This window comes from Stenotrophomonas sp. STEN054 (assembly GCF_056854535.1).
Genome location: NZ_JBXFWG010000064.1, coordinates 1 through 19,665, shown reverse-complemented (window position 1 = coordinate 19,665; position 19,665 = coordinate 1). Strand labels below are relative to the sequence as shown.

Genomic DNA, 19,665 nt, shown 5'->3' with positions numbered 1-19,665 from the left:
GACCCGCTTTCGCTCTTTTCTGTTCATTTACCGTGGCGGGCGCGCGGGAAGGTGGCCGTGGCCGGGAGGGTGGGTTGGCTGGGGGCGTGAGCCGCATGGATGCGGCGACCGAGCTTACATGGACGTACTTGCAGCGTCCCCCAGCCAACCCACCCTCCCGGCCACGGACACCTTCCCGCGCGCCCGCCACGGAAAATCAACAGAAAAGAGCGAAAGCGGGTCGCTTCGCTCGCACAGCCGGGGCCGCCAGCTTTTGCCTTTTTCTCTTTATCTTCCGGGGTGGGTCAGCCGCGTGAACCGGCCCACCCCAGTAATCCCAGCAGATGACCCACCACGGAGGGGCTCCGCCGTTCGCCGATCCCCCGCCGCAGGCGCGCCTTCCGCGCAGGAAAAAAATTTCCAACCGACCTGTCGATTCCCGATCCCCCGGTTCGTCGTACCAGATGAAGGGCACGCAGAACGCCGCCCACGGGAGACCCACATGAAAGTCATGGTGATCGTCAAAGCCAACGCCGATTCCGAAGCGGGGCGCCTGCCCAGCGAAGCGGAACTGGCCGAAATGGGCGCCTACAACGAACAACTCGCCGCCGCCGGCATCATGCTCGCCGGTGAGGGCCTGCACGCCACTGCCCTTGGCCGCCGCATTCATTTTGGTGCCGCCGCCCCGCAGGTGCAGGCCGGGCCCTTCGGCCCGCCCAGCGAGCAGATCGCCGGCTTCTGGCTGTGGAACGTGCGCTCGCTGGACGAGGCCATCGAATGGGCCAGCCGTGCCCCGTTCGGCGCTGGCGGCACCCTCGAGCTGCGTCCGCTGATCACCGCCGAGGATTTCGGCGAAGCCTTCGCCCCCGAATTACAGCAGCAGGAAAAGCGTCTGCGGGAACAGCTGGAAAACTGATCCTCCGCCGGGTATGACCCGGCGCTACCGCAACCATTCCGCCGGTACGCCCCGGCGCTACCGCAACCATTCCGCCGGTACGCCCCGGCGCCACCACCCAACGGAGCATTGCCATGAAACTGATTCCCTTCCTTGGCTTCAGCGGCCAGGCCCATGATGCGATGGCCTTCTATGCCAAGGCCCTCGGCGGCCAGGTCACATCCGAGATGAAGTACCGCGACATGCCGCCATCCGATGGTTCGCCGGGCTGCAACGAGATGCCGGCTGAAACCCTCGACCACGTGGCGCACAGCCAGTTGGAGATCGATGGTGCGATCCTGATGGCCGCCGATGGCCCGGGCGGCGGCGAGGGCGGTTCGACCACCATCAATGTCGACGTCGACAGCATCGAGGAGGCCGAGCGCGTGTTTGCCGCGCTGGCAGAAGGCGGCCAGGTGCAGATGCCGATCGCCGAGACGTTCTGGGCGCATCGCTGGGGCATGCTGATCGACCGCTTCGGCAAGCCGTGGATGGTCAACTGCATGAAGCAGCCCTGATCCGGCTCCAACAACATCCATCTCCCATCACCCGCACAGGAAACGCAACGATGAGCGCACCGCAACCACAGATGATCTTCGTCAACCTGCCCGTGCAGGACCTGCAACAGTCCAAGGACTTCTTCAGCGCGCTGGGCTACAGCTTCAACCCGGCCTACACCAATGAAGACGCCGCCTGCATGGTCATCAGCGAGAGCATCTTCGTGATGCTGCTGGTCAGGCCGTTCTTCCAGCAGTTCACCAACAAGAACATTGCCGATGCGCAGGCGGAGACCGAGGTGATCACCTGCCTTTCCGCGGCCAGCCGCAAGGCGGTGGACGTGATGGTGGACAAGGCAGTGGCTGCCGGTGGCAGCGAACCGCAGCCGGCGCGCGACTACGGATTCATGTACCAGCGCGGCTTCCAGGACCTGGATGGCCACCTGTGGGAGATCGCACACATGGATGGCGGGCCCGGTTGATGCCCGCTGCTGGCCGCGGGCGCTTGTGCGGGCACGGCCTGCGTGCTGTCATCGGCGCATGACCGAGCCCGCGTTGAGCCAGCGACTGGAGACCCTCTGGCGGATGGAATCGCCGGTGTTGATCGCGCGCCTGGCGCGGCTGCTCGGCGGAGATGTCGGCCGCGCCGAGGAGCTGGCCCAGGACACCTGGCTGGCCGCGCTGGAGCGCTGGCCGGCGCAGGGCATCCCGGACAACCCCGGAGCCTGGCTGATGACCACCGCGCGCAACCGTGCCATCGATGTGCTGCGCCAGCACCAGCGCGTGGCGCAGCAGCATGCGCAATGGGGCGAGGAGCTGCACCCGGTGGCGCTGCCCGCACCCGATGACAGCCAGGCACTGGAAGACGACCTCGGCGACGATCTGCTGCGGCTGATGTTCGTGGCCTGCCATCCGGTGCTGCCGGCCGATGCACGGGTGGCGCTGACCCTGCGCCTGCTGGGCGGCCTGACCACGACCGAAATCGCCCGCGCCTTCCTCCAGCCGGAGCCGACCATCGCCCAGCGCATCGTGCGCGCCAAGCGCACCCTGGTGCAGAAGCAGGTGCCCTACGAAGTGCCGCGCGCCGAGGCGCTGCCCGAGCGGCTGGCCTCGGTGCTGGAGGCGATCTACCTGGTCTTCAATGAGGGCTATGCGGCCAGTGCCGGCGATGACTGGATGCGCCCGGCCCTATGCGAGGAAGCGTTGCGGCTGGCCCGCATCCTCGCCCATCGGCTGCCCGCGCCGCCGGTGCTGGGCCTGCTGGCGCTGATTGAACTGCAGGCCTCGCGTGCCGCGGCGCGTGTCGATGCGCAGGGCCAGCCGCTTTTGCTGGACGTGCAGAACCGCGCGCGCTGGGACTGGCTGCAGATTGAACGCGGGCAACAGGTGCTGCAGCGTGCGCTGGATGCTGGCGGCGACAACGATGCCTACGTCCTGCAGGCACGCATCGCGGCCTGCCATGCCACCGCGCGCCGTGCCGAAGACACCGACTGGGCACGCATCGTCGCGCTATATGCGCAGCTGCTGCAGGTGATGCCCTCGCCGGTGGTGGCCCTCAACCGGGTGGTGGCGGTGTCGCGCAGTGACGGTGCGTTCGCGGCCTGGGGCTTGTTGCAGCCGTTGCTGGTCGATGCGCGGTTGCAGGGCTATGCCCCGTTGCAGGTGGTGCGGGGCGAGCTGCTGCTGCAGCTCGGCCGGGAGCTGGATGCCCGTGACGCATTTGCCACGGCGGCGGATCTGAGCCAGAACCAGGTCGAGCGCCTCCTGCTGCGGCAGCGGGCGGGTCTGGCGGCCGAAAACCAGGGCGGGTAGCGACAGCACTTGTCGCCAGCCCCGGGAGCGGCTATGTTTCGCGCCCATCGGGGGCGACTCTGCCCCCGCAACGTGCGTTGAACCAGGAGTGGTTGGATGTTTTCAAGGACGAAGCGCGCGCCGCGCGCCTTTGCGCGCCTGCTCGCCTGTGTGTTGTGCCTGGCCGTGTGGCCGTGGGCCGCGCAGGCTGCAGACAAATCGCAGCAGGCCTACTGGGCCGGTTTTGCCTACACCGCTGATGCCGCTGCCGTGCAGGCGACCACGCCGCACGCACATGCCGTGCTGGAAAAGCGCGGCCTGATTCCGCTCAACCAGACCTTGGCGCAGGCACTCAAGCGTCGCCCGCCGGCGTCCCTGGAACTGATCGACCAGCCGGTGGCCATGCTTGACGGCACCACCAGCGCGATCGTACTGGCCGCCGCCCTGGACCGCGAGCTGGTATCGGTCGAGCCGATCGGCGACCAGTACAAGGTGCTGGTGGAAGTGGCCCTGCAGGCCCTGTTCTTCGACTTCCGCGAACGCCAGGTGATCGCGTCCTACCCGATCACCCTGCAGCGCATCGACGTGCAGGACTACCGCCCGGGCAATGACGATATCGATGCCATCGTCGCCGACCTGTTGTACGGCAGCGGCAATGCGGCGCTGCCGCAGGTGCTGGCCACCACCCTGGCCCAGGCCAGGCTGCCCGAAGCGGCCTCGCGACGCCTGCAGGTGGGCGCAGTGACGCTGTCGGAGGCGACCGTGGCCAAGCTGCCCGACCCGAAGTGGGCCGACACGCTGCGCGCGACGCTGGCCCATGAGCTGTCCAAGACGCTGTCGTCCAACACCGGCGTCGGCCTGCTGCCGCCGGCCTCGGGCCAGGCGATCGGCGGTGCGATGGCGGCGCGCTTCGCCGATGGAAAGGTCTACCAGTTGAAGATTCCCGAGCCGGACTACGTCATCACCCTGCAGGTGGACGCGCTGAAGAACGGCGTGATCGAAGAGACCGCCGCGATGAAGACGATGCTGTTCGGCGCGTTCTTCACTGCCAAGGTCACCGAGCCGTTCTCCGGCAAGGTCTATTTCGAACAGCCGCTGCGCAAGGGCGCCACCAAGGTGGTGCCAGTCACGCAGTGGCAGGTCGACCAATGGTCGGCCAGCTACGAAACGCTGCTGGCCGGCTTCGATGCCTTCGCCGGCGCCGCCGCCAAGCGCGCCGATTCACGCGCCTGGCTGGACGAACAGAAGCCGGGCGGCCGCCCGTTGCAGCAGCAGACCCAAGCCCTCCAGGAGTTGATCAAATCATGTCGTTGATGCGTACCATCCTGCTCACCCTCATCGTCCTGATGGTGGCCTCGCCGGTCGCCGCACAGACCGCCAGTTCGCGTGGTACCGGCTCGGCCAGCTACAGCCTGCGCCTGAGTGCCGGTACCCGCGCCGAAGCCCTGAACAAGGCCAAGGTCAATGCCCTGGAGGCGTACATAGCCGAAACCGGTGCGGCCAAGCTGCGCCTGTTCGAGGCACGCCGCCCGGAGTTCATCGGTGAAATCGACCGCTACGTGCTCAGCGCCATGCAGCTGTCGGACAACGAAGACAAGAAGGCCAAGACCTACAGCGTCACCGTGCGTGCGGAGATCAACACGACGCTGCTGCAGACCAAGCTGGATGCGGGCTCGGCCGTGGCCGGTGCCACCGCCGCACAGCGTTCGCTGTTGACCTTCCTGTTCATGGCGCGCTCGCAGGACACCGTGCAGTCGTTCCAGGACAAGGAATACCGTCGCGTCGATGCCAGCAGCAGCTACAGCGAGAACACCCGCGAAGGTGACTCGTTCCGCGGCAACTCGGTCAGCACCAATGGCAGCATCAACCAGAACGGTTCGGTGTCGGTCACCAGCGGCGGCAGCACCACCGCGCGTGCCGACAACATCACCTGGAAGGTCGCCAACGCTGCCGAGGTCAACACCGCCATGACCGGTGCCTTCAGTGCCGCCGGCTACGAAGTGGTCGAAGCCGAGTACGTCGAAGGCGAGTCGCGTGGCCTGCTCAGCATCGAACGCATCCGCAAGGATTTCAGCACCGGCAACGACCTGGCCCCGGCCACCCTGCGTGACACCGCCAACGGTATCCGTGCGGCCAACATCCCGTACATCGCCGTGGGCACCTTGGACGTGGGCATGCGCGATCGTGACCCGGCCAGTGGCAATACCCGCGTGTTCGTCACCGTCACCGGCAAGGTGCTGGACGTGACCGGTCGCTTCCCGCGCACCGTGTCGTCGGTCGGCCCGGTGCAGTTCTCCGGTATCGGGCCGAACGAAACCGTGGCCCGCACCAACGCCCTGCAGCTGGCGGCCGAAAAGGCTGCACAGCAGATGATCAACGAGCTGAACGTCAAGGCTGTCCGCTGATTGCTGGTGTCCTGCGCCGGGCATGACCTGGCGCGCCTCCCGTCTTCCCACGCGCCGCACTGCGGCCGCTCTCCAAAAAGGAATTCCAATGATCCGTACTACTGCTCTCGCCGTGGCCATCGCCGCTGCCACCCTGTCGATGCCGGCGCACGCCCAGTTCGGCAAGCTGAAGGACCTGGCCGGTGCCGCCACCGGTGCATCCAGCAGCGCCTCCAGCGCCGGTGCGCCGGACGAAGCCGCGCAGGAAGCGCTGGTCCGTCGTTTCGTCAGCTCGCAGTCGCATTCGCTGCAGGCACAGACCTCGTTCGCCCGCGCCTTCGGCCTGGCCGAGCAGGTGCAGCTGCTGGAGGCCGAGCGCCAGGCGCTGTCGTCCGGTTCGGTCAACGTCGACAAGATGAAGAAGTCGGTGTCGGTCAGCGAAGCTGCACAGGCCGCCATCGACGAGCGCCAGGCCGCGCAGCCGGAACTGAGCGCCGAATCCAAGCAGCACTACGCCGAAGGCCTGGTGCAGATGCTGGCCTCGGCCGCCGAAGCGCAGAAGCTGGGCGGCGAAGCCAGCAACTTCACCGCGGGCATGAAGAACCTGGGCGCCACCCAGCTGGCCACCGTGGGTCGCAAGCTGGCGGCTGGTGCGTGGGTGGCCAAGGAATCGCCGGGCTACATCAAGGGCCTGTACGGCTCGACCAAGTCGGCGGTGACCTTTGCCAAGAAGAGCAAGGTGAAGGTGCCGTCGAACGCCGACTCGATGCTCGACTCGCTCTGATCCGAGGTCCATCCCCATGCGTACGACGACCCGATTGATCGGACTGGGCCTGCTCGCCGCCCTGTTGGCCGCCTGCGGCAGGCAGGAGGCACCGGCCGATGCGGCTGCCCCCGCCAAGGACAGGGCCCCCAGCGCGCTGGAAGCCAATGCGCCGGTGGCAGACGCGCCGATGCGTGGCACGCCGGATTTCGGCGGCACCACCCAGGTGGCGCGCGAGGCCGACGGTATCGGCAGCACCCCCGAGCTGGCGGTGGTGTCGGCGCTGCAGTCGGCCGTGGCCCAGGTCAACGGCGTACGCGTGGCCAGCCAGATGCAGAGCCTGCGCGCAGGCCTGCATGTGGACGTGGACGGTGAACACGTCGGCGACATCCGCGCCGACGCGTTCACCCAGCAGATGATTGCCGGCTCGCAGGGCGCGGTGCTCGGCTACGAGATCCTGTCGCAGGAAGAAGTGCGCCAGCTCGACGAAGAGACCATTGCCCGCGTGCGCGCCAGCGACGAAGGCTGGAGCTTCAAGGGCGAGGCCTCGGCAAGTGCATCCGGCCAAGCCTCGGCGAAGGCCTCCGGCGGCGGTGGTTCGGCCGAAGCCAGCGTCAAGGAGACCTACGAAGAGAAGGTGAAGGTGGATGCCAAGCGCGGCGCCAGCTCCTTCGATTCGGACGTGACCCACCGCAGCATGCGCAGCTACTGGAAGGTGCGCGTGCGTGCGCAGATCGCGCAGTACCGCGCACCGGACGAGCAGGGCAAGCCGAAGATCGTGGTGGCCCTGCCGCGCACCAAGGCCGGCAGCTACGCCGTCGGCGATGGCCGCGTGGCCGCCGACGAAGTGGCCGATGCGATCCGCGCACGCCTGTCCGATACGCTCACCCAGACGCAGCGCTTCATCGTACTGGACCGTGAGTTCGGCGATGAGATGCAGGCCGAGATCGGCCACATCAACAGCGGCAACGTGCGCCTGCAGGATACCGCGCGGCTGGGCCAGCAGCTGGCCACCGACCTGATCCTGATCCCGACCATCGAACGCTTCGAATACCCGCGCAGCGTGCGCAACCTGCGCATGTCCGACCGGCAGGTGACCTCGTATTCCGGCGGTGGCCGCATCACCCTGCGCCTGATCAATGCCACCACCGGCCAGGTGGTGATGTCCGACAGCTTCGACCACCAGCTTGCCTCGACCGGCCCGAGCACTCTGCCGCGCGTGGTCAACGGCCGCAACATGGCGGCGGCGATGATGGAGTCGCTGTCCGGCCAGATCGGCACCAGCATCGTCACCACGCTGTTCCCGGTGTCGGTGGTTTCGGTGGATGGCGACCAGGTGGTACTGAGCCAGGGCGGTGAAAGCCTGCAGGCCGGCCAGCGCTGGCAAGTCGTGCGCCTGGGTGAGGAGCTGAAGGATCCGCAGACCGGTCGCTCGCTGGGTCGCAGCGAACACCCGTGCTGCACCATCCGCATCGACCGCGTGGCCGCGCAGACCTCCTACGGCACCATCGAAGAAGGCGGGGACGCCGTGCGCGGCGGCTTCCGCCCGGGCCAGCTGGAACTGCGCCAGAAGCTGGGCAGCAAGCCGGTCAGTGCCAGCGCCACCGCCCAGGCGGCCCCGGCGGCCAGCGCCCGCCCGGCCAGCAAGCCAAAGCCCAAGCCCGCTGCCGCCCCGGCCGAAGACCCGAACTGGTAACAGGCTCAAGCAACACACAGATGGGGTCAGAGCCCTTTCCCGCCGGGAAAGGGATCTGACCCCTTCGTGTTTCCGTCATCCACGCATGGCCTGGATCTACCGCCATCCCACGGAATGCGCGCTGTTGCTGTTGCTGTTGCTTCGGCCTTGGCCTCTGCAGGTCCAGGGCGCAGCCCTGCCGAATCCCATTACACTCCGCAAGGATTTTCCTGCTGGAGAGAGCAATGAAACGAGCAGTACTGGGCATCCTGGCCCTGTCGGTGTCGAGCGCACTGATGGCCGCCACGCCGAAATTCGATGGCGCGCGGATCTCCGCCGACGTCAAGGAACTGGCTTCCGACGCCTACGAGGGCCGCTCGCCGGCCACCGCGGGCGAAGAAAAAACCGTTGCCTACCTCAGCAAGCAGTTTGCCGCCGCCGGCCTGCAGCCGGGTGGCGACCTGCAGGATGGCAAGCGCCTGTGGACGCAGGCCGTGCCGCTGCGCAAGGGCGACATCGTCGGTACCCCGCAGCTGGCCCTGCACCAGGGCGGCAAGACCGTCACCCTCGACCAGGGCAAGCAGATCGCCGTGCGCGCCGCCATGAATGGCGCCACCACCGTCGACATCAGCAAGGCCCCGCTGGTCTTCCTCGGCTATGGCGTGAAGGCGCCGGAGCGCAACTGGGACGACTTCAAGGGCGTCGACCTGAAGGGCAAGATCGCCGTCGTGCTGATCAACGACCCCGACTTCGAAACCGGCAAGGGCGACTTCGACGGCAAGGGCATGACCTGGTATGGGCGCTGGCCGTACAAGTACGAAGAAGGCGCACGCCAGGGCGCGCTCGGCGTGCTGATCGTGCACGAGACCGCACCGGCCTCGTACGGCTGGGCCACCGTGGCCGGCTCCAACACCAACACCATGTTCGACGTGGTGCGTGACAACCCCGCCGAGACCCACCCGCTGCTGGAAGGCTGGATCCAGCGCGACCTCGCCGTCGAGCTGTTCCGCGCTGCCGGGCAGGATTTCGAGGCGCTGAAGAAGAAGGCGCAGCAGCGCGACTTCACGCCGGTGCCGCTGACCGGCGCCAGCCTGGATGCGAAGTACGCGGTGAAGACCGAAGTGATCACCTCGCACAACGTGGCCGCACGCCTGGAAGGCAGCAGCCACCCGGACGAGACGATCATCTACAGCGCGCACTGGGACCACATCGGCGTGGGCGAGCCGGACGCGCGCGGCGACCGCATCTTCAACGGCGCGCTGGACAACGCCAGCGGCACCGCCTCGCTGATCGAACTGGCCCGCGGCTTCGCCAAGGGCCCGCGTCCGCAGCGCTCGCTGCTGTTCCTGGCGGTCACCGCCGAGGAAAAGGGCCTGCTGGGTTCGGAGTACTACGCCACCCACCCGCTGTACCCGCTGGAAACCACCGTGGCGGCGATCAACATGGACGGCATGTCGCCGTTCGGTCCGTCGCGTGATTTCGGCATCTACGGCACCGCCCGCTTCGAACTGCTTGACCAGCTGAAGGACGTCGCCAAGGGCTGGGACATCCGCTACACCCCGGACCCGAAGCCGGAAGCAGGCCTGTTCTTCCGCTCCGATCACTTCTCGTTCGCCAAGCGCGGCGTGCCGGCCCTGTCCTGGTCGGCCGGCCAGGACTGGGTGGACGGTGGCGTTGCCGCCGGCAAGAAGGCCTCGGAGGATTACACCGCCAAGCGCTACCACCAGCAGGGCGACGAATGGCAGCCGGACTGGGTGTTCGCCGGTGCCGCGCGCGACCTGGAAGTGCTCTACACGCTGGGCAACCAGCTGGCCAACTCGCGCAGCTGGCCGAACTGGAGCACCGACGAGTCGTTCCGCGCCGTGCGTGACAGCAGCGCCGCACAGCGCAAATAAGAAGCACCGGTAGCGCCGGGCCATGCCCGGCGTTCCCGTAACAGCTTCCATCCCCGGTTTCCGGGGCTTCGTCGCAGGCCGCTTGTTTGCCCGGTGGGCCGACCTATGCTCGGCTCACCCCCTTCCTCCAAGGCGCTGCCGTGATCGCCAGCCTCACTCTCATTCTCCGTCACCTGTTGGCCTGGGCCGTGGCACTGCTGGTGGCCGGCATGGTCTGGAGCGGCATCTTCAGCGGCATGAACGATGGCCCGGGCTGGATCTTCGGCCTGCTGGCGATGTTCCTGATGATCACCGCGCTGGGCAGTGCCATCACCCATGTGCGCCGCGTGTGGCTGATCGCCGGTCGCCTCGATGGCAGCACCCTGTCCGGCCACCAGCGCCGCCAGATTGAAGTGCCGCTGGATGCCGGCCCTGCGTTCGCCCTGGTCGAGGCCGCCGTTGCTGAACTGCCGCGGGTGGAAGACGTGGAAAGCGCTGCCGGCAGCCTGCAGGTGCGCGCCTACGTGCGCCGCGTCGATCCCTGGAATGGCCGCCAGCCGTCGCGCTGGAACCTGCCGGCGCGGCTGGCCATCAAGCGCAACAGCGTGCAGGCCACGGTCACCCCGGGGCAGGGCACCAGCACCGTTACCCTGCTGTTCGAGCCCGATGCCGGCTGGTGGGCCGACCTGCTGGCGCTGGATGAGGGCAGCAATTTCGAGAACGCCGAGGCCGTCACCCGCGCGATCACCCGCCGCGTGGCCGACCAGCGCCGCGACGAGCAGGCCGCCGCCGAGCAGACGCATGTGGAAAAGGAACTGTCGGTGGCCCGCCTGAACCTGCTGCACGCGCAGGTGGAACCGCACTTCCTCTACAACACCCTGGCCAACGCGCAGGTACTCACCCGCACCGATCCCGGCCGCGCCGAACAGATGCTCGGCCACCTCATCCAGTACCTGCGCAGTTCGCTGCCGCAGGTGGATGAGTCGGTGTCCACGCTGGGTGTGGAGCTGGAGCGCACCCGCGCCTACCTGGAAATCCTGCGCATCCGCATGGGCGCGCGGCTGGCGGTGGAAGTGCAGGTGCCCAACGAACTGCACGGCGTGCACATGCCGGCGATGGCCCTGCAGACGCTGGTGGAAAACGCGATCAAGCACGGCCTGGAACCCAAGCCCGGCGGCGGCACGATCTGGATCCTGGCGCGAGCGTTCGATGACCACGTGACGGTGACCGTGGCCGACGACGGCCTGGGCTTCGGCCAGGGCACCAGCGGCACCGGCATCGGCCTGAAGAACCTGCGCGAGCGCCTGCGCCTGACCTGCGGCGAGCAGGCCGGCGTGGCCATCGTCGCCAATTTCCCCAGCGGCGTCGCCGCCACCATGACCCTGCCACAGCCGGCCAAGGAACGCAGCCATGCCGCTTGAAGCCCTGATCGCCGAAGACGAGGAACTGCTGCGGCAGTCGCTGGTGGAACAGTTGGGCCGGTTGTGGCCGGATCTGAAGCTGGTGGCCGAGTGCGAGGATGGCGCCAGCGCGCTGGAACAGCTGGCCGAAAAGCAGCCTGACATCGCCTTCCTGGATATCCGCATGCCCGGCATCAGCGGCATCGAAGTGGCGCGCGCGCTGTCCGAACTGAGTCCGCGCACGCAGGTGGTGTTCGTCACCGCCTACGACCAGTACGCCATCGACGCGTTCGAGCAGGGCGCGATGGATTACCTGCTGAAGCCGGTCAGCGACGAGCGCCTGCTGGCCACCCGCGAGCGCATCCTTTCGCGGCTGCCCAACACCCGCCAGGACGATGCGGTGCTGGAACGCCTGCTGCAGCGCCTGGGCCCGTCACAGGGCGCGGGTGACCGCCCGCCGCTGGCCTGGATCACCGCCAGCAATGGCCGCGACACGCAGCTGATCATGCTGGAGGACGTTGTCTATTTCCGCGCCGACAACAAGTACACGACGGTGGTCACCAGTGCCGGCGAAAGCCTGCTGCGCACGCCGCTGCGCGAACTGCTGGAAGTGCTCGACCCGCAGCACTTCCGCCAGGTGCACCGCTCGACCATCGTCAACATGAAGGCGGTGGCGGCGGTCAGCCGCGATGACACCGGCCGCGGCGTGCTGCGCCTGCGCCAGCGTCCGGAAACGCTGGTGGTCAGCCAGCCGTTCATGAGCCTTTTCCGCGGCATGTAGAAAGAACAATGCCACCGTGACAGTGCACGGTGGCATTGTGGCTCCCCCCGCTTCCCTGGACCCATTGGCCAGCCTCAGTAGGCCGGCTGCAGGGTCAGATCGTGGTGGTGTTCGGTTTCGCCGACATGGTTGAGCCGGCCGACCAGTTCCGAGTGCTGCCGCATGCGGCCGATCTCGGTCATGATGCGGATGTCCTCGTGGCGCAGCTCGCGCCGGCTGGTGACGGCCTGCTTGTAGTCGAGCACCTCGGGGTAGTGCTCGGCCAGGTCCAGCGCTTCGGCCACGCACTCGACGCTGTCGGCCTTGGAGGTGATGCGGGCACGGCTGTTGAATGCCTTCATCCAGCGCTCGAAGCCGGCCTGCTGGTCGAACATGTTGGCCATGAACCAGATGACGAACAGGATCGACACCCACGAGCCGAACACCACGACCACGCGGGTGAAGGTAATGTGGTAATCGTCGCGCCAGAGATAGTTGGCGATCAGGCCGAGGATGAGCAGGGACGCCGCCTGCCAGCCGATGATCGAGGCGATCAGCCATTGGCACTTGGCCTGGGCCAGCACCGCCACTTCTTCGCGGATCTGCTGCTCGCTGAGATTGCGCCAGTGCGCGACCTGTCTGTCGAACGGGCTGTGGTAGAGCTCGTTGTCGCGAAGCAGTAATCCCAAACCCTTGAACAAAGCAATCATGGCTGGCTCCCTTGTGGAACGTGCGTCGATCAGCATTGGACGGTGTGGCGGGTTCAGTTCTAGCACTTCCAGCGGGCCGTGCAATGGGTGGAATGCCTAGCGCCGTAAGGGTTTAGTCTGAATACGTGAATGTTGGTGCGGTGCAGCATTGCGCCGGGAGCCTGCGTCAAGATGTCGCAGGGTGAAATGTGCTGCGGCTGCACATGGAACCGTGGTTGAGCCCACGGGCTCGCTGTATCGGCCCGTATCGCCCAGAATCGAGGCTGACCGCGCAGACCGCGGCCGATTCCGCCACCGCCTGGACCGAAGATGCCGCCGCTGCTGCACCGCCTTTCCCGCCCCGTCACCGCGCCGATCCGGCGCTGGGTGCTCGATGCCTTTCCGCGCGGCCAGAGCGGCATCGATTATGACCACCCGCTGGGCGACCCCGGCTGGTTCGGGCCGGACAGCGTGACCTGGCGCATGCACGCCGAGCTGCCCTCGATGCTGGCCGGCGGCCTGTGTGCGCTGATGCTGCAGACCCTGCACCCGCGTGCGCTGGCCGGCGTGTACGACCACTCCAACTTCCGCCAGGACCTGGTCGGCCGCCTGCGCCGGACCACCGCGTTCGTCGCCGGCACCAGCTACGCGCCGAGTGCTGAAGTGGAAAAACTGGTGGCCAAGGTGCGCCGCATCCATGCGCAGATCCGCGGCCGCACCGCGCAGGGCGAGGCCTATGCCGCCGATGACCCGCAGCTGCTGACGTGGGTGCACGTGACCGAGGCGTTCGGTTTCCTGCAGGGCTATCGCCGCTACGGGCGCGAGGTGCCGGTGGAGATTGCCGACCGCTACTACGACGAGTACCGCTGCGTGGCCGAAGCGCTGGGCGCGGTGGATGTGCCGCGCAGCGAAGCGGAGGTGGCCGCCTATTTCTGCGCGCGGCAGCCGGAGCTGCTGGCCGATGCACGGTCGCGCGAGGTGCTGGCGGTGTTGTCGGCGGTCAACCTGCCAGTGCCGATCCCGGGCCTGTCGCGCGCGGTGTTCCTCGGCGCCGGTGCCGCGCTGCTGCCCGACTGGGCCGAGGCGATGCTGGAGCGCAGTGCCGGCCAGCGTACCCAGGCGGCCGCATCGGCCACGCTGATGCAGGGCATGGCACCGCTGTTCCGCCGCGCGTTGCCCGATGGCCTGGCCACGCGCGCGTGTGCACGCGTGGGTGTGCCGGTAGAGGTGCTGCGGGAGTGGCCGACCGTGTGTTGATCCATCGCGCGGATCCGCGCATGGCGTGGCTCTACGGATCGACGGTGCGCATCCACGCATGGCGTGGCTCTACTGGGGATCCATGCCGCGCAGTAGTAGATCCACGCCATGCGTGGATGACCCGGCATCCACCAAAAAAACGGGCGCATTTCGGCGCCCGTTCGCATCACATCACCACACCTTGACCCGCTTGTCCGGGGCCAGGTACAGCTTCTGGCCTTCCTTCACTTCAAACGCCGGGTACCACGCATCGATGTTGCGCACAGTCAGCGCACGGTACTGGCCCGGTGCGTGCACGTCGGTCAGCAGGCCGTTGCGCAGTGCCTGCTCGCGGCTCTTGCTGCGCCACGCCTGGGCGAAGCCGAGGAAGAAGCGCTGGTCCGGCGTGAAGCCTTCCAGGGTCTGGCCCGGCTTGCCCTGCAGCGACAGCTGGTAGGCGTCGTAGGCGGTGCCCAGGCCGGCCACGTCGGCGATGTTCTCGCCCAGGGTCAGCTTGCCGTTGACGTGCACGCCGGGGAACGGCTCATAGCTGCTGAACTGCGCGGCCAGTGCATCGCCGGCGGCATTGAACTGCTTGAGGTCTTCGGCCGTCCACCAGTTGTGCAGCTTACCGGTTTCATCGAACAGCGCGCCGGCGTTGTCGAAGCCGTGGCTGATCTCGTGGCCGATCACCGCGCCGATGGCACCGTAGTTCACTGCGTCGTCGGCAGCGCCGTCGAAGAACGGCGGCTGCAGGATCGCGGCCGGGAACACCAGGCGGTTTTCCAGCGGCACGTTCATCGCGTTGATGGTCTGCGGCAGCATCGCCCACTCGTTGTGGTCGACCGGCTTGCCCAGCTTGGCGACGTTGCGCGCGTACTCGAACTGCTCGGCGCGCTGCGCATTGCCCAGCGGATCGTCACGGCGGATCTCCAGGCCGGTGTAGTCGCGCCAGGTGTCCGGGTAGCCCATGCCCACGGTCAGGCCGGCCACCTTGGCCTTGGCGTGCGCCTTGGTCTGCGGCGACATCCAGGCCAAGGCATCGATGCGCTTGGCGAAGGCGGCGATGATGTTCTTCGCCATCTCGTCCGCGCGCTCCTTGGTCTTGGCGTCGAAGTGCTTTTCCACGTAGCGCTTGCCGATGGCTTCACCCACGGCGTGGTTGGCATCGTCCACCGCGCGCTTCCAGCGGTCGCTCTGCTGCGGGGTGCCGCTCAGCGCGGTGCCGTGGAAGGCGAAGCGGGCGTCTGCGAATGTCTTCGGCAGGTAGGCCGCGGCGCGGTCCAATGCGTGGAAGGTCATGTAGTCCTTCCACACGTCCAGCGGCTCGGTGGCCACCAGCCTGGACAGGCCGGCGACAGCCTTCGGCTGCCACACGATGAAGTCCTGCTGCTGGCCCAGCTTTGCTGCGTCCAGGAACGCCGCCCAGTCCATGCCCGGCGCCTTGGCGTTGAAGTCCGCCTGCGTCCACGGGTTGGCACCCAGGGTCACGTTGTTGGTTTCTTCCTGGCTGGCGTGGGCCTGGGCGATCCTGGTTTCCAGCGCGAGGATGCGCTGCGCCTTGCCGGCCGGGTCGGCCACGCCGGCCAGCTGCAGCACCTGCGCGATGTAGGCCTGGTACTGCTTGCGCAGCTCGGCCATGCGGCCATCACCCAGGTAGAAATCGCGGTCGGGCATGCCCAGGCCGCCCTGCACCAGGTACGGCGCGTTGCGGTCCGGCTGCAGCATGTCCACCGACACCCACAAACCAAAGAGGCGGTCGGTGTAGAAGTTGGTGGCGTTGAGCAGGTCGACGTCGGCGCGCATGTCGCCGCCCAGCGCACGCGCCAGGCCTGCCTTGTCGGCGATGCCGCCGATCGCGGCCAGCTGCGGCTGCACCGGGGCCATGCCGCGCTTCTCGATGCCGGCCTCGTCCATGAACGCGGCGTAGTAGTCACCGATCAGCTTGTCATCGCCGCTGGCCTGCGCATTGCCGGCGGCGCCTTCGAGGATCGCGCGGGTATCGGCCTGGGTCTTTTCGGCGATGACGTTGAAGCTGCCAAAGCGCGAACGGTCGGCCGGGATCTCGGTGTTCTTCACCCAGGTGCCGTTGGCGAAGCCGAAGAAGTCGTCGCCGGCGGCGATGCTGCGGTCCATGCCGCTGGCATCGAAGCCGAAGCTGCCCAGCATCGGCTTGGCCGGGGCAGGGGTGGCATCGGCGGGCGCGGCGGTGCCGGCGGCCGGTTCGGCCGTGCGGTCGCAGGCGGCCAGGGACAGGCTGGCGAGGATGGCCAGCGCCAGGGTGGGACGGCGCAGCTTGGACATGGACTTCTCTTGCAGCGGGAAAACCCCAAGTCTAATCCCCTGCGCGTGTGCTGGATGCTTCGCCACGGGAGGCCGCGCTGTGCGCGATCTGGCTGAACACGCGCCGACGATCTTCACGCCGTCATCGACGTGGTGCATGCTGGGGGCTGCATGCCGGTGCAGCCGCGGGGAGGTGGCGCACCGGACCGACCCAGGCGTCAAGAATGCTGATCTGCGGCCGCTCTGGTCGGGGATGTGGAGGAATCGTTCGCGCATGAAGCCAGTCGTCTGCACAGGGAACACCGACCGATGCCAGCGTTGAAGCACGCGCTGGCCCGGCCGCTGCGCGCCATCACCTGGGGCGGCATCGCCGTGGGCGTCCTGCTGGCCGTGGTGCTGGCGGTGATGCTGGCCAACGACTACCAGCGCCGGCTGGAAGCCGCGCAGCGGCAGAGCCGTGCCATGGCCGTGGGTACCGAGCGGCTGCTGGCGATGGAACTGCGCAACCTGGAGCGGGCCATGAGCGGTATCGCCGCCGACGCCGCGCAGCTGTTCCGCAGCGTGCCGGCGCAGGCGCCGCCGCTGCTTGATGCGACCATTGACGGTGTGCTGGGCCGCCACGCGGAACTGCACAGCATCGTGGTGCTCGATACCTACGGCCGCGCGCTGACCGCCGGCAAGGGCGACCTGCAGCTGCCGCTGTGGACCGACCCGCAGCGGCGCGGGCAGGGCAGCGCGCTGTACCTCGGCCCGCCGCAGCAGATCATCGATGGCAGCTGGGTGGTGCCGCTGGCGCTGCCGATGGCGGGCGACCGCTGGCTGCTGGCGCGCCTGCGCTGCGAGGAGCTGCAGCGCATTGTCAGTGGCCTGGACGTCGGCCCTCATGGACTGGTGTCGATCAGTGACCGGGATGGTGCCATGCTGGCACGGGTACCGGACCCGCAGGCGACGGTGGGCCATCGCTATCACCTGCCGGGACGCGACCTGCTGGGGCGTGCTGCCGTGGTGGAACTGGGCAGCATCCAAGGCGCGGTAGATGGCATTCCGCGTATCTCCACCATCAGCACGCTGCAGCACAGCCCGCTGGCGGTGCAGGTCGGGTTGGCCGACGAGGATGTGCTGGCGCCCTGGTGGCCCTACCTGCACGCAGCAGTGGTCATTGTGCTGGCCTACATCGCCGTGCTGCTGGTGCTGCTGTACGCGGTGCGGCGCAGTACCCGCAGCCATCAGTCGATGGCCGAGGAACTGCGCACCGGCAGTGCCGAACTTGCGTTGGCCAACCAGGTCGGACGCGTATGCACCTGGCATGTGGACGAAGATGCCGCGCAGCTGCATTGGTCGCCCTTGGCCCGGGAGATTTTCGGCATCCCGGCCGACTCGCTGCCTTTGTCCGACTTTTTTACCCGCGTGCATCGCGAGGACAGTGAGCGACTGCAGCGTGCGTTCGAGCAGTCGTTCGCCGGCAACGCGGTGCTGGACCAGGAGTTCCGCCTGGTGCTGCCCGGTGGCCAGGTGCGCTGGGTGGCCGCGCGCGGCCAGCGCGTGGAGGTGGCCGACCGCCAGCGGCGCATGATCGGCGCGCTGACCGACCAGACCGAGCGCTACCGTGCGCGCGAACAGATGAGTCGTGCAGAGCGCCGCTTCCGCCTGCTGTTCGACCGCAATCCGGCACCGTTCTGGGTGTTCGATCCAAGCAGCCTGCGTTTCCTTGAAGTCAACCAAGCGGCCGTCGAGCAGTACGGCTACAGCCGCGAAGAGTTCCTGCAGATGAGCATCCTTGACATCCGTCCGCGTGGCGGGTGGGACGAGGTGATGGGCGCCATTGCACGGGCACGCGTGGATGGACTGCCGGAATCGACGGTACGCATGCACCGGCGCCGTGATGGCAGCGAGTTCGAGGTGCGTGCGCACCTGTCCATGCTGGATTTCGACGGTCGCCCGGCCTGCCTTGTGCTGGCCGAGGATGTCAGCGAGCGCCTGGCCTACGAGCGGGACCTGGCCTACCGCGCGCGGCACAACCTGGATACCGGTCTGCTGACCGTGCGCGCGCTGACCGAGCAGCTGGACGCACAGGAAGGCGGCTACACCATTGCCTACGTGCAGCTGCGCGGCCTGCAGCTGGTGGCCGATACGCTGGGACGCGAGATCGGCGAGGCGGTGCTGCAGTCGATGGCGTTGCGGCTGGGCGGGTTGGGCGCGCGTTTCGGTACGCTGGCCTTCCAGCCGGCCGAGGACTTCGTGCTGGCCATCGATGGCCAGCACATCGCGCAGCTGGCGTTGGATGACCTGCTGCAGATCGTCTCGGCACCGATGCGCGGCAAGGATTCCCTGCACCAGTTCGAACCGCGCATCGGCGTGGCCGTGCATGCGGCGGGCGATGGCCACAGTGCCGAGCAGGTGATCGGCATGGCCGCGCAGGCCGCGCATGCTGCGCGCGCCGAAGGCAACGTGGTGGCCTGGTTTGATAGCGCGGTGACCACCCGCTTGGCCGACCGCCTGCGCCTGGCCGCGCGCATCCATGCCGCCATCGACAGCGAATTCCAGCTGTATTTCCAGCCGATCCGCCATGCCAGCGATGGCAGCCCGGCGGCGCTGGAGGCGCTGCTGCGGTGGCCGCAGGCCGACGGCAGTTTCATTCCGCCCAGCGAGTTCATCCAGCTGTGCGAGGACACCGGGCTGATCCTGGCGCTGGGGCGCTGGGTGATCCGCGCCGCCGCACAGGCCCAGCGGCGGCTGGTGGATGCCGGGTGGGGCGAGCTGTCGATCGCGGTGAATGTGTCGGCGGTGCAGTTCTTCAACAGTGACCTGGTGGCCGAGTTCACCCGCGCACAGAAGGAGTTCGGCCTGGCCCGCGGCGCACTGCACGTGGAGCTGACCGAGAGCAGCCTGATGCGCAAGCCGGCGCAGGCGATGCAGACCATGCAGCGGCTGCACGAGCAGGGCATCTGCGTGTCGCTGGATGATTTCGGCACCGGCTATTCCAGCATGTCCTACCTGCAGCACCTGCCGCTGGACATCCTGAAGATCGACCGCAGCTTCGTGGCGGATGTGGAAACCAACCCGCGCAACGCCTCGATCTGCCGCGCACTGCTGTCGCTGGGTCACAGCATGGGGCTGACCATCATCGCCGAGGGCGTGGAAACGCCGGGCCAGCTGAACTGGCTGGCCGCGCATGGCTGCGACCAGGTGCAGGGCTACCTGCTGGGGCGGCCGGCGCCGCTGGAAAAGATCATCGATTCGCTGGATGAAGTGGTGGTGTGAGCGCGAAGATCCGCCGGGGCATGGCCCCCCCGAAACCCCCGCCCCCCCGCCCGGTGCCCCCGGCGCCACCCCGCGCGCACCCCCCCCCCCACCCCCCCGAAAAAAAAAAAAATTCGAACAATGCGGGAAGAAGGTTGGG

General features: G+C 67.7%; 15 protein-coding genes. 13 read left to right on the top strand and 2 right to left on the bottom strand.

Annotated elements, in window-relative coordinates; genetic code table 11:
- Positions 1-481: 481 nt before the first annotated feature.
- The 11 genes from AC1VXD_RS18110 (at position 482) to AC1VXD_RS18060 (ending at position 12,078) form a co-directional block, all read left to right on the top strand.
- On the top strand, positions 482-895 hold the full coding sequence (locus AC1VXD_RS18110) for a YciI family protein (protein WP_482993209.1): 414 nt from the start codon (positions 482-484) through the stop codon (positions 893-895).
- A gap of 113 nt (positions 896-1,008) precedes the next feature.
- Positions 1,009-1,431 (top strand): VOC family protein, encoded by a 423-nt coding sequence (locus AC1VXD_RS18105; RefSeq protein ID WP_200753444.1) that lies wholly within the window; start codon positions 1,009-1,011, stop codon positions 1,429-1,431.
- 50 nt (positions 1,432-1,481) lie between these two features.
- Positions 1,482-1,892: a VOC family protein gene (locus AC1VXD_RS18100; RefSeq protein ID WP_482993208.1), complete on the top strand. Its 411-nt coding sequence runs from the start codon at positions 1,482-1,484 to the stop codon at positions 1,890-1,892.
- A gap of 58 nt (positions 1,893-1,950) precedes the next feature.
- A complete protein-coding gene (locus AC1VXD_RS18095) occupies positions 1,951-3,222 on the top strand; it encodes an RNA polymerase sigma factor (RefSeq protein WP_482993207.1) in 1,272 nt (423 codons plus the stop codon).
- A 96-nt stretch (positions 3,223-3,318) separates the two neighbouring features.
- Entirely contained in the window at positions 3,319-4,515 is a 1,197-nt protein-coding gene (locus AC1VXD_RS18090) for a hypothetical protein (protein WP_482993206.1), read from the top strand.
- Positions 4,506-5,606 (top strand): hypothetical protein, encoded by a 1,101-nt coding sequence (locus tag AC1VXD_RS18085; RefSeq protein WP_482993205.1) that lies wholly within the window; start codon positions 4,506-4,508, stop codon positions 5,604-5,606. Before AC1VXD_RS18090 ends, AC1VXD_RS18085 begins: the two co-directional genes overlap by 10 nt.
- Before the next feature lie 88 nt (positions 5,607-5,694).
- Positions 5,695-6,369, top strand: a complete 675-nt coding sequence (locus tag AC1VXD_RS18080) for a hypothetical protein (RefSeq protein WP_482993204.1) — start codon at positions 5,695-5,697, stop codon at positions 6,367-6,369.
- A gap of 16 nt (positions 6,370-6,385) precedes the next feature.
- Positions 6,386-8,044: a CsgG/HfaB family protein gene (locus AC1VXD_RS18075; protein WP_482993203.1), complete on the top strand. Its 1,659-nt coding sequence runs from the start codon at positions 6,386-6,388 to the stop codon at positions 8,042-8,044.
- Positions 8,045-8,268: 224 nt separating this feature from the next.
- The gene (locus AC1VXD_RS18070; RefSeq protein ID WP_482993202.1) at positions 8,269-9,918 is read left to right on the top strand and encodes a M28 family metallopeptidase; all 1,650 of its coding nucleotides are present in this window, start codon (positions 8,269-8,271) and stop codon (positions 9,916-9,918) included.
- Between the two features lie 140 nt (positions 9,919-10,058).
- Entirely contained in the window at positions 10,059-11,318 is a 1,260-nt protein-coding gene (locus AC1VXD_RS18065) for a sensor histidine kinase (RefSeq protein ID WP_482993201.1), read from the top strand.
- The gene (locus tag AC1VXD_RS18060) at positions 11,308-12,078 is read left to right on the top strand and encodes a LytR/AlgR family response regulator transcription factor (protein ID WP_200753447.1); all 771 of its coding nucleotides are present in this window, start codon (positions 11,308-11,310) and stop codon (positions 12,076-12,078) included. Before AC1VXD_RS18065 ends, AC1VXD_RS18060 begins: the two co-directional genes overlap by 11 nt.
- A gap of 74 nt (positions 12,079-12,152) precedes the next feature.
- Here AC1VXD_RS18060 and AC1VXD_RS18055 read toward each other — a convergent pair whose 3' ends face one another.
- Positions 12,153-12,767, bottom strand: a complete 615-nt coding sequence (locus tag AC1VXD_RS18055) for a hypothetical protein (RefSeq protein ID WP_482993200.1) — start codon at positions 12,765-12,767, stop codon at positions 12,153-12,155.
- Positions 12,768-13,076: 309 nt separating this feature from the next.
- Here AC1VXD_RS18055 and AC1VXD_RS18050 point away from each other — a divergent pair, with 309 nt between their 5' ends.
- On the top strand, positions 13,077-14,003 hold the full coding sequence (locus AC1VXD_RS18050) for an oxygenase MpaB family protein (protein ID WP_482993199.1): 927 nt from the start codon (positions 13,077-13,079) through the stop codon (positions 14,001-14,003).
- A 171-nt stretch (positions 14,004-14,174) separates the two neighbouring features.
- Here AC1VXD_RS18050 and AC1VXD_RS18045 read toward each other — a convergent pair whose 3' ends face one another.
- The gene (locus tag AC1VXD_RS18045; protein WP_482993198.1) at positions 14,175-16,286 is read right to left on the bottom strand and encodes a M13 family metallopeptidase; all 2,112 of its coding nucleotides are present in this window, start codon (positions 16,284-16,286) and stop codon (positions 14,175-14,177) included.
- Between the two features lie 288 nt (positions 16,287-16,574).
- Between AC1VXD_RS18045 and AC1VXD_RS18040 the strand changes: the two genes are divergently transcribed.
- Positions 16,575-19,526, top strand: a complete 2,952-nt coding sequence (locus tag AC1VXD_RS18040) for a bifunctional diguanylate cyclase/phosphodiesterase (RefSeq protein ID WP_482993197.1) — start codon at positions 16,575-16,577, stop codon at positions 19,524-19,526.
- Positions 19,527-19,665 lie beyond the last annotated feature (139 nt).